This is a genomic window from Micromonospora sp. NPDC002296, assembly GCF_040296145.1.
In the GTDB taxonomy this organism is placed as follows: domain Bacteria; phylum Actinomycetota; class Actinomycetes; order Mycobacteriales; family Micromonosporaceae; genus Micromonospora.
This window is the reverse complement of record NZ_JBEOWQ010000015.1, coordinates 115,527-126,447: the sequence shown is the minus strand read 5'-3', so window position 1 is coordinate 126,447 and position 10,921 is coordinate 115,527. Positions and strand designations below refer to the sequence as shown.

Sequence of the window (10,921 nt, the reverse complement as noted above, 5' to 3'; positions counted from 1 at the left end):
CCGGGAAGTGGAAGGTGGACCGTGGACAGGATTCCGGACGTCGGACGCGACGCGGCCGTGGACGACGACCTCACCGGACGGCTGCGGGAGCTGTGGCAGACCCTGCTGGGCGTGCCGAAGGTCGACGCGGAGAGCAACTTCTTCGAGCTGGGTGGGCACTCGATGCTCGCCACCCGCCTGATGGCGCGGACACGCAGGAGCCTCGGGGTCGAACTCCCCGCCAACCTGATCTTCCAGTTCCCGGTCTTCGCGGAGTTCGCCGCCCAGGCCGCGCTGGCAGCCCGGCACGGCAAGGACGCGCAGCCGGTGGACGTCCCGCAGGCCACCGAGCGGGAACGCGGCCCGCTCAGCCTGCAACAGCAGCAGCTCATGCTGGTCGAGGTCGGGCTCGGGCCGTCACCGGCGAACAAGGTCGCGGTCGTGCTGGAGGTCGAGGCGGGCGACGGCGGCCGGGTCGACGCGGACCTGCTCCGTCGGGCGCTGCACCTGCTCGTCGACCGGCACCCGGCGCTGCGTACCGGCTTCCGCCCGGAGGGCGCCGGGCACGTCCAGCTGGTGCTGCCCGCCGTCGCCGACGACGTCCTGGACGAGACGGACCTGCGCGAGCTGCCGCCGTCGGCCGACGCGCTGCGCCGGGTGCGCCGCCGGGTGCGGCAGGCCCACCTACGGCCGTTCGACCTCGCGGCGGGTGGCCTGCTGCACGCGCAGCTGTTCCGCCGGTCGGGCGGTGCCGACCTGCTGGCGCTGCACCTGCACCACCTCGCCTGCGACGGCCGGTCGCAGCAGGTGCTCGTGGACGACCTGGCCGCCGCGTACGACACCCTGACCGAGGCCGAGGTCGGTGCCGAGGACGTGGCCGTGGCCGCCGGCCCGGCGGACGGCGTCTCGTACCTCGACTATGCGCTGTGGCAGGAGGGGCGGTGGCCGGCGATGTTGCGGCAGAGCCGCCCGCACTGGCGCGCCGTGGTGCGGGAGCTGACCGACGACCCCGCCCGGGTGGCCCGGGGACCGGCCGCGACCGTCGCGGTGGCCCGTAGCGCAACCGTGGTGGCCCCCGAGGTGCTGGGGGCGGTCCGGCAGTGGGCGGCCGGGCAGAACACGACGAGTGTCGTCGTGCTGACCGCAGCGGTGGCCGCAGCGGTCTCCCGGCTCACCGGGCTCTCCTCGGTGGGGGTCGGCACGCTGCTGGAGAACCGCCCGCTGGCGGAGGTGGAGCGGACCGTCGGCCCGTTCGCCAACAGCACCCTGCTGGCCGTTCCGGTCGCCGCCGAGGCGACCCCCCGTCAGCTCGTACAACTGGTTGGCGAGCGGCTCGCGGCGGCCCGGCAGTGGTCGGATCTGCCGCTGGAGACGCTGATCGCCGGGCCGGCCGCCGACGCGGCGGTCGACCCGGCCGAACTGATCGACGTGGTGCTCTCCGTCGAACTCGCCGGCGGGCGGCCGGCCGATGGACGGCTGCGGCTGCGGCCGGTGGCCGACGACGGACCGCCGTTGCTGCCGGTGGCCATCGCCGCCCAGCGCACCGTCCATGCCCACCTCGGCGACGCCGACCGGCTGCGGCTGGTGGTCGAGCACGCCGACGACCCCGACGAGGCGGCCCGGGCGCGGGCGCTGTTGGACAGCGTGGTGGGGCTCCTGACCGCCGTCGTCAGCGCCCCCGACGTCCCGCTGCCGACGCCGCTGGCGGTCGGGGCCCCGCCCCGATGACCCGGCCACGGGTGGTGCGGCGCGGCGGCGCGGAGATCCGCTACGACCGTTCCGACCGGCCCCGGATCGCCGCAGGCACGGTCGAGGAGGCCACCTTCGGGTTGGGCTGGAGCGTGGCGCACCACCGGCGCGAGCAGATGGACCTGATCTGCCGCCGCATCCACGGCCGGCTGGCGGAGGTGGCCGGTCCGGCCGCCCTGCCCGGCGACCGCTGGCAGCGTCGGCTCAACCTCGCCGAGGTGGCCCGGCGGTGCTTCACGCTGCTGCCGGCGGGGCAACGAGACCTGGTCGAGGCGTTCACGGCGGGCGTCAACGACGCGGCCGGCGACGCGACGGGTCACCGACGGTGGTCACCGGTCGACTCCATCGCCGTCGCGCAGCTACTCTTCCAGGAGTTGGCCTCCGACGGCAGCGAGCTGCGGATGGTCGAGGTGATGCGGCGCACGCTGCCCGCGGATGTCGTGGACTTCCTCCTGCCCGAACAGGACGAGTTCGAGACCGACGTCGATGGCGGGCGGCCCGCACCCCACCCGCCGGCCCCGCCGCTGGCCCGGTTGCGTGAGCTGATCGGGCAGGCCGAGCCACGGGACGGGCAGCCGCTGGTGGTGACCGACCAGCGGCCGGTCGGCAGCAACGCCTGGGCCGCGTCTCACGCCGGGACCGCCGTACTGGCCAGCGACACCCACCTGACCCTGACCAACCCGTCCCTCTGGTACGCCGCCACCATCGCGTTGCCGGACACCACGGTCACCGGCGTCACCATTCCGGGGCTGCCGGTGATCGTGTCGGGAACCAACCAGCACGTCGCCTGGGGCTTCACCCGGCTCCCCGGTGACGTGGTCGACCTGTACGACGCCGGCCCGGCGGACCCGCGCGACGCCGCCGCCGTCGGGGGACCCGGCACCCCGCGCCGGGAGACCATCGCGGTTCGGGGCGGTCCGGATGAGGTGCTGGAGGTACGGGACAGCCCGTGCGGCCCGATCGTCGGCGAGCTGGCCGGCCGGGCCGTAGCCTTCCGGTCCACCCTCACCGATCCCCGGGCGCTCGACTTCGGCCTGGTGGGCATGTACGGCGCGATCACGGTGGCCGATGGGGTGGCGGTACTCACCGACAGCGGGCTGCCACCGGTCAACGCGGTGCTCGCCGACCGCGACGGCGGGGTGGCCTGGACGGTCGGCGGCCGGTTCCCGGCGCGCTCGCAGCGCGGGCCGCGCGGGTTCTCCCCGCCCGGGGAGGGCGTCGAGTGGATCCCGGCCGACCGCCTGCCCCGGGTGGTCGATCCCGCCTCCGGGTTCGTGGTGAGCTGCAACAACGGCACCGCCGCCGCCCGTTCCTCGGGGGTGGCCTGGAACTTCTTCGGCGGTCAGCGGGCGCGACGGGTCGCCGAGCGGCTGCGCGCGGTCGGCGCGGCGACCGAGTCGGTGGCGGCGCGACTCCAGCTCGACGTGCGGGCGGAGCTGTACACCTACTACCGGGATCTCGCGCTGCGCCACCTGCCGGTCGGCGACGCCCCCGAACCGCTGCCGACGCTGCGCGACGAGATCACCCGGTGGACCGGCACCGCGGACCGGGACGAGTACGGGCTGGCGGTGCTCGTCGTCTTCCGGGAGCTGCTGCGTGAGGAGCTCTTCGCCGCGCTCACCGCGCCCTGCCGCCGCTACGACCCCGACTTCACCTACTGCTACCACGGCCACGAGTCCGCCCTGCGGGGGTTGCTCGACGCGCTCCCCGACGGGCTGGTGCCGCCGCACTGGCGTACCCCGCGCCGGTTCGTCGTCGGGCAGCTGCTGCTGGCACGGGCGGTGGTGGCCGGGCGGGTCGGGCACGAGCGGCCGGCCCGGTGGGGTGAGGTGAACCTGCTCGCCCGGTCGCCGCTGGGCGCCGTCGCCACGCCCGATCCCGTGGTGGAGCTCTCCGGCTGCGCCGAGACCGTCTGCGTCGCCCAGCCCGACTTCGGGGCGGCCATGCGGCTGGTGGTCGACCCGGCGCGCCCCGAGCGGGGGCTGCTCACCCTGCCGGGCAGCCCGGCCGGCACCGGCCCCCAGGAGCAGGCGGCCGTGCTGCGCTGGGCGACGGGGGCGACCGACCCCCTGCTCGGCGGCGGCCGGACCCGCCGGCCGGCGGGCACCGGTCACCCCGTCGGGTCGCCCGGGACCCGACCGGGTCTGCTGCGGCGGCTCGGTGCCCTGCTGCGGCGGCCGGGCGACCCCGGTCGGCCCCTGCCGGGTGGGCCGGGCGGACCCGGTTAGCCCCTGCGCAGGCAGGTCACCTGCCGCTGAGCCGCGCCACCAGACGCGCTGCGCCAGGGTGGTCCACTCCGGGCCTCGACGCCGTCCGCGACGACGGCGAACCGGAACGGATGCCCGGCGGTCACGGCTCAGCCGTCCAGCTCGGCGGCGAGCGCCCGCCGATTCGTCTTGCCGTTGGCGTTGAGCGGCAGCACCGGCACCGGCACCACCCGGTTGGGCAGCATGTGGGCCGGCAGTCGGGCCGCCAGTTCCGCACGGAGCCGGGTGAGCAGCGCCTGCGGCGCGGGCGCCGCGTCCTGCGCCGGCACCACGAACGCGGCGAGCATCGGCTCGCCCAACGCCGACGTGTGCACCACACACGCGGCGTCGCGGACCCACGGAATCCCGCGCATCGCGAAGTCGACCTCCCCGAGTTCCACCCGGAAGCCGCGGATCTTGACCTGCTCGTCGATCCGCCCGACGTAGCGGAGCCGCCCGTCCGGGCCGGTCAGGCCCAGGTCCCCCGTCCGGTACCAGATACCGGGCCGGTCCGGCAGGGAGACGAACCGCTGCGCGGTGAGTTCGGGGCGGCCCAGGTAGCCCGGGCTGACCTGCCGTCCGCCGATGTAGATCTCGCCGACCGCACCGACCGCCGCCGGACCGTCGTCGGCGCGTACCACCACCGGGCTGGTCGGGTAGCCGGCTCCGATCGGTGTGGCCGGATCGGCGCGGGCGATGTCGGCGGCGGAGAGCTCGGCCAGCGTGTTGTAGACCGTGGTCTCGGTGATGCCGTACGAGTTGAGCCACTGCGGGGCCGGCCCCGGCTGGCTGTCCGCCCAGGTCCGCATCGCCTGGTAGTTGATCGCCTCGCCGCAGAAGGTGACGTTGCGCAGCGGGATGCGCACATCGTCCTCCGCCACCAGCTCGGCCAGGTGACGGAAGACGCTCGGCACGATGTGCAGCCGCGTCGGCCGGTGCCGGGCCAGCAGCTCCGCGAGCTGTTCGACGTCCTCGGTGGCGGGCCCGGTGACCGCGACCAGGGTGGCGCCGACGGCGATGCCGGCCCACATCTCCCAGACGCTGATGTCGAAACCGTGGCCGTGCTGCAACGGCCAGACCTCGTCCGGACCGAGCGAGAAGAGCGGCAACGCGTCGTCGAGGAGCGCCAGCACGTTCGCGTGGGTGACCTCCACCCCCTTCGGCGCGCCCGTCGACCCCGACGTGTACATGACGTACGCCCCGGACCCGGTGGGGATCGCCGGCTCGTCGTCCGGGTCCGTCGACGCCCGCCGACCGAGGTCGTCGGCGTCCACGGTCAGCCGGCTCACGCCGGCCCCGAACTCGCCCCGGCTGCCGGCCTCGTCGCAGACCACCAGCCGCAGGCCGGAGTCCTCGGCGATGTACCGCAGCCGGGCGGCCGGCTGGGCCACGTCGAGCGGCAGGTAGGCGGCACCGGCCCGCATCAGCGCGGCGGAGCCCACCAGCGCCAGCGGCCCCCGGGCCACGTGCAGGCCCACCCGGTCCCCCGGGCGCACCCCGGCCCGCCGGAACCGGGCCGCGAGCGCGTCCACGCAACCGTCGAGGTCCCGGTACGTCAGCCGGACGCCGGCGCCGACCAACGCCGTCCGCTCGGAATGCCGGCGGGCCGAGGCGCGTAACACGTCGGACAGCGAGTCGGGTCGTGGGCGAGTCGTCACAGGTCTCCTCCGCGCGGGGACGGCACAGGCGGCGGCCGCTCGGACGTCGCAGCGGGCCGCCCGGGTGCGTCCCGCTCCCACGCGGCATCCTGCCACGCCCGGGTTGGCTCCCGGTTATGTCGCCGACGGCGGCGGCTCGGCATAACCACCCGCTAACCCGGCCCGCCTAGCGTCACCGTCTTGCGGGACCAGCCGCGCCGGGCCCCGACGCGAGTCCGACGCGGGGGGTGAGCCGCACCGGACGGACCGCGAAGGGGTGGCCACCCATATGGAAGAGGCACCGCCGCTGTCGTACAGCCAGGAGGCGCTCTGGCTGTCGCAGCAGCTCGTACCGGACCTCTCCGCCTACCGCACGGTGCTGGTCCATGCCCTCGACGGCGAGTTGGACCGGGCCGCGCTCGACCGCGCGATCGGCGACATCTTCGCCCGGCACGAGCTGCTGCGGTGCGCGTTGACGCCTGTCGGCGACACCCCCCGCCAGGTGCTCGACGAGACCGCCGGGACCGGCCTGGGCTACGCCGACCTGTCCGGGCTGCCGGCCGCCGCCCTGCAGACGGCGGTCCGCTCGCTCGTGCTGCGCTGGTACGAGCAGCCCTTCGACGTCTCCCACGCGCCGCTGCTGCGCGGCGAGCTGATCCGCTGCGGCCCGCGGCGCCATCTGCTGGTGCTGGCCTCCCACCACCTGGTCTTCGACCAGACGTCACAGGGGGTGCTCCGCCGGGAGCTGTCCGAGCTGTACTCGGCGCACGCCACCGGACGCCGCCCGGAGCTGCCCGAACTGGCCGCCCAGTACGCCGACTTCGCCGTCTGGCAACGCCAGGAACTCGAACCCGAGGTGCAGGCCGGCCTGCGCTACTGGCAGCAGCGGCTGGCCGGCCTGTCCACCATGGCGCTGCCGCTGGACGGCGATCGGCCGGCGGTCCGCCGGTTCCGCTGGGCCAACCACCGGGCCCCGCTCGACCCCGGGCTGGCCGACCGGGTCGGCGCGCTCGCCCGGGCGCACGACACCACGCCGTTCGTGGTCCTGCTCGCCACCTTCACGGTGCTGCTGGCCCGGTGGTCCGCGCAGCCCGAGGTGGTCGTCGGCACCCCGGTGGCCGGCCGCGACGAGCCCGAGTCGGCCGACCTGATCGGGCTCTTCGCCGACAGCGTCGTCCTGCGGCTGCGGTGCGAACCGGACGATTCCTGGGTCGATCTGCTGAACCGGGTGCGGGCCGACGTCGCCGCCGATCTGACGCACGCCTCGGCGCCGTTCCACCGGGTGGTGGACCGGGTCAACCCGCCCCGGGACCGCAGCCGCCAGCCGCTCTACCAGGTCGTCTTCCAGATCGTGCCGGAGGACGAACCGATGCGGCTGCCCGGCTTGGAGGTCACCGACCTGTCGGAGGAGTACCTGGCGGCGGCGGAGGTCAGCACCGAGTTCGACCTCGTCGCCGACGTGACCCTCGGCGCGCGCGGCGCGCACGTCGACTTCCGCTACGCCGCGGACCTGTTCGACCGTGCCACCATCGAGGGAGTCTCGCGGTGCTACGCGGACCTGCTCGCCGACGTCGTCGCCGCCCCGCAGCGGCGGGTCGCCGACCTGCGGGTGGAGCTTCCGGCCCGGTCGGCCCGGCGGCAGAGCGTCGCGGCGCACCCGGCCCCGGCACCGGCCCGGGTGGTGGCGCCGGCACCGGGCCACGAGCCGCACGAGGTCGCCGCCCGGGTGCGTCAGCTGTGGGCCGAGGCGGTGGGCCCCGGCCCGGTCGACCCGGACGGGGACTTCTTCGCCCTCGGCGGCAACTCCCTGGCCGGAACGCGGCTGGTGCTGCGGCTGCGCGACGAACTGGAGCTGGACGTCTGGCTGACCGACCTGTTCGAGGCGAGCACCCTCAACGGCCTGCTGGACCTGCTCGGGCTCACCACCGAGGCGGAGGAGGCCGGGGAGCCGGCGGCCGGGGGACGCGTCGCGCTGACCGTGCGGCCCCGGCCGGAGCTGATTCCGCTCTCCTACGCGCAGCGGCGGCTGTGGTTCCTCAGCCGGCTCGTCGGCGACACCGCGCCGATCTACCACAGCCCGCTGGTGCTGCACCTGGCCGGCCCGCTGGACCTCGCCGCGCTGGACGCCGCGCTGCGCGACGTGGTGGGCCGACACGAGACGCTGCGCACCCGCTTCGAGGAACACGCGGGCGAACCCGTCCAGGTGGTGGTCCCGGCCCCGCCGCGCACCGCGGTCACCGAACCGGTCGCCGTCGCGGCGTCGGAGCTGGACAAGGCCCTCACCGAGGCGGTGTCGCGCTGCTTCGACCTCGCCACCGAGCTGCCCTGGCGCGCCCACCTGTTCACGACCGGCCCGAACGAGTGGACGCTGCTGTTCGTCCTGCACCACATCGCCAGCGACGGCTGGTCGGTGGCCCCGCTGCTGCGCGACCTGTCCGAGGCGTACGCCGCCCGGCGGGGCGGGACGGCGCCCGCCTGGCGCGACCTGCCCGTCCAGTACGCGGACTACGCGCTCTGGCAGCGGGACCTGCTCGCCGGACGGTCCGACCCGGACAGCCCGCTGGGCCGCCAGCTGGCCTACTGGACCCGGGAGCTGACCGGGCTGCCCGAGGAGCTGCCGCTGCCGTTCGACCGGGCCCGCACCGGCGAGATGGACTTCCGCGGCGACACCGTGGAGTTCGCGCTCGACGCCTCGGCGCACGCGGCGCTCGCGGCGTTGGCCCGGGAACACCGGTGCAGCCTGTTCATGGTCCTCCAGGCCGGCGTCGCCGCGCTGCTGACCCGGTTCGGCGCCGGCACCGACATCGCCTTCGGCACGCCGGTCGTGGGGCGGGGCGACGCCGCACTCGACGACCTCGTCGGGTTCTTCGTGAACACCCTGGTGCTGCGCACCGACACCACCGGCGACCCGAGGTTCGTGGAGCTGCTGGAGCGGGTGCGGGCGAAGAACCTCGGCGCGTACGCGAACCAGGACATCCCGTTCGAGTGCCTGGTGGAAACGCTGAACCCGACCCGTACGGTCACCCGAAACCCGCTGTTCCAGGTGCTGCTGAACATGCTCGAACCGGCTGGCGACCCCGTCCGGATGCCCGGCCTCGACGTGCGGCTCGGTCAGACCGGGGCGGGGGTGTCCATCGTCGACCTGGTCATCGAGTTCGCGCCCCGGCAGTCGCCGTCGGGCGCGGCCGACGGACTGGCGGGGGTCATCGACTACAGCACCGCACTGTTCGACCGCGTCACCGTACGGCGGCTGGCCGACGGGCTGGTCCGGCTGCTCACCGCCGTGGCGGCGGATCCGCGCCTCCGGCTCACCGAGGTCCCGACGATCTCGGCCGACGAGCGGCGGCGGCTGCTGGTCGACTACAACCGGACGGCGCCGGTGCAGGTGCCGGAGCCGTTGCTGCACCGCTGGGTCGAGCGGCAGGTGCGCCGCACGCCCGACGCGGTGGCGGCGGTGGCCGGCGCGCGGCAGCTCACGTACGCCGAACTCGACCGGCGGGCCGACGCAGTGACCGCGGAGCTGCGCCGGCGCGGCATCGGCGCTGGCAGCTTCGTCGGCGTCGCGGTCCGGCGGTCGTTCGAGATGCTGGCCGCCGTGCTGGGCACCCTGAAGGCCGGGGCGGCGTACGTCCCGTTGGACCCGAAGCATCCGGCCGAGCGGATCCGGCTGATCCTCGATGACATCGACGCCCCGGTCATCCTGACCGACGCCACGATGGCCGGCCGGCTGCCGTCGGTCGACGTGCCGCTGATCGACGTGGACGAGCTGCCGCCGGCCGCCGACGCGCCCGCGCCGATCGACCTGCGACCGGACGCGGTCGCCTACGTCACCTACACCTCCGGGTCGACCGGTCGACCCAAGGGCATCTGCATGCCGCACCGGGCGGTGGCGAACCTGGTCGCCTGGCAACTGGCCCACTACCCGCGCCGGCCCGCCGGCTACCGCACCCTCCAGTTCGCGTCGCTGAGCTTCGACGTCTCCTTCCAGGAGATCTTCTCGACGCTCGTTGACGGCGGGACCCTGGTGCTCATCACCGAGGATGAGCGGCAGGACCTTCCCGGGCTGTTGGAGCTGGTGGCCGCCCGGCGGGTCAACCGGATGTTCATCCCCGCTCCGGCGCTGCTCCAGGTCGCCGAGGGCTTCGGCGCGGGCGCGCCGCTGCCCTGGGCGCTGGACACGGTGATCGCCGGGTCGGAGCAACTGCTCGTCAACGACGACCTGATCCGGCTCTTCACCGCGCTGCCCGGCTGCGGCCTGTTCAACGAGTACGGGCCGTCGGAGACCCACGTCGCGACGCTCTACGCGTTGTCCGGAACGCCGGCCGAGTGGCCGAGCTGGGTGCCGATCGGCCGACCGATCGCCGACACCCGGATCTACGTCCTCGACGACCAGGGGCAACTGGCCCCGGAGGGGGTCCGCGGGGAGGTGTACATCGGTGGGGTCGGGCTGGCCGACGGATACCTCAAGCGCGCCGCGCTGACCGCCGAGCGCTTCGTCGCGGACCCCTTCGCCGACGCCCCCGGTGCGCGTATGTACCGCACCGGTGACCTGGCCCGCTATCTGCCCGAGGGGCAGCTCGAATACCTGGGTCGGGCCGACAACCAGGTGAAGATCCGGGGCTTTCGGGTGGAGTTGGGTGAGGTGGAGGTGGCGTTGGCGGCGTGTGCGGGGGTGCGGGCGGTGGTGGCGCGGGTGGTGGAGGTGGTGCCGGGGGATCGGCGGTTGGTGGCGTATGTGCAGGTGGATGGTGTGGGTGTGGGTGGGTTGCGGGAGCGGTTGCGGTTGTCGTTGCCGGAGTACATGGTGCCGTCTGTGTTCGTGGTGGTGGAGCAGTTTCCGTTGACGGTGAACGGCAAGGTCGACGTGCGGCGGTTGCCGGTGCCGGAGTTCGGGGTGCGGGACGGCGGTGGGGTGCTTGTCGCGGCTCGGGATGAGGTGGAGCGGGGTTTGGTGGAGGACTTCCGGTCTGTGTTGGGTGTCGACCGGGTGGGTGTGTGGGACAACTTCTTCGAGTTGGGTGGTCATTCGTTGTTGGCGACGCGGTTGGTGTGGGCGGTGCGTCGTCGGACCGGGGTGGATGTTTCGTTGGCGGGATTCTTGACCGACCCCACGGTCGCCGGGCTCGCCGAATGCGTACGCCGGGGAGAGATGGCGGCGGCCGAGCCGGTGGCGGCGGCCGACGGCACCGAGCGGATCGACCGGATCTTCGACGACCTGTTCGGCGACCCGGCGGACGCGAACGACTGACGACCGCCGCAGCGGCCCCACCAGCCGGCGGGGGCGGCCCGCCGCGCAGGTCGTGCCGGGCA

4 protein-coding genes are annotated in these 10,921 nt (G+C 74.6%); 3 read left to right on the top strand and 1 reads right to left on the bottom strand.

Annotated elements, in window-relative coordinates:
• Positions 1–21: 21 nt before the first annotated feature.
• A complete protein-coding gene (locus ABT023_RS14885; RefSeq protein ID WP_350885563.1) occupies positions 22–1,707 on the top strand; it encodes a condensation domain-containing protein in 1,686 nt (561 codons plus the stop codon).
• Positions 1,704–3,956 (top strand): penicillin acylase family protein, encoded by a 2,253-nt coding sequence (locus tag ABT023_RS14880; protein ID WP_350885561.1) that lies wholly within the window; start codon positions 1,704–1,706, stop codon positions 3,954–3,956. Before ABT023_RS14885 ends, ABT023_RS14880 begins: the two co-directional genes overlap by 4 nt.
• Positions 3,957–4,084: 128 nt before the next feature.
• Here ABT023_RS14880 and ABT023_RS14875 read toward each other — a convergent pair whose 3' ends face one another.
• Positions 4,085–5,632: an amino acid adenylation domain-containing protein gene (locus ABT023_RS14875; RefSeq protein ID WP_350885559.1), complete on the bottom strand. Its 1,548-nt coding sequence runs from the start codon at positions 5,630–5,632 to the stop codon at positions 4,085–4,087.
• A gap of 268 nt (positions 5,633–5,900) precedes the next feature.
• Between ABT023_RS14875 and ABT023_RS14870 the strand changes: the two genes are divergently transcribed.
• Entirely contained in the window at positions 5,901–10,859 is a 4,959-nt protein-coding gene (locus tag ABT023_RS14870; RefSeq protein WP_350885557.1) for a non-ribosomal peptide synthetase, read from the top strand.
• The last annotated feature ends 62 nt before the right edge of the window (positions 10,860–10,921 follow it).

What these genes read in the sequence shown, in the direction of transcription:
- ABT023_RS14870 (WP_350885557.1), top strand. Translation starts at nt 5,901, where the DNA reads ATGGAAGAGGCACCGCCGCTGTCGTACAGCCAGGAGGCGCTCTGGCTG.
- ABT023_RS14880 (WP_350885561.1), top strand. Translation starts at nt 1,704, where the DNA reads ATGACCCGGCCACGGGTGGTGCGGCGCGGCGGCGCGGAGATCCGCTAC.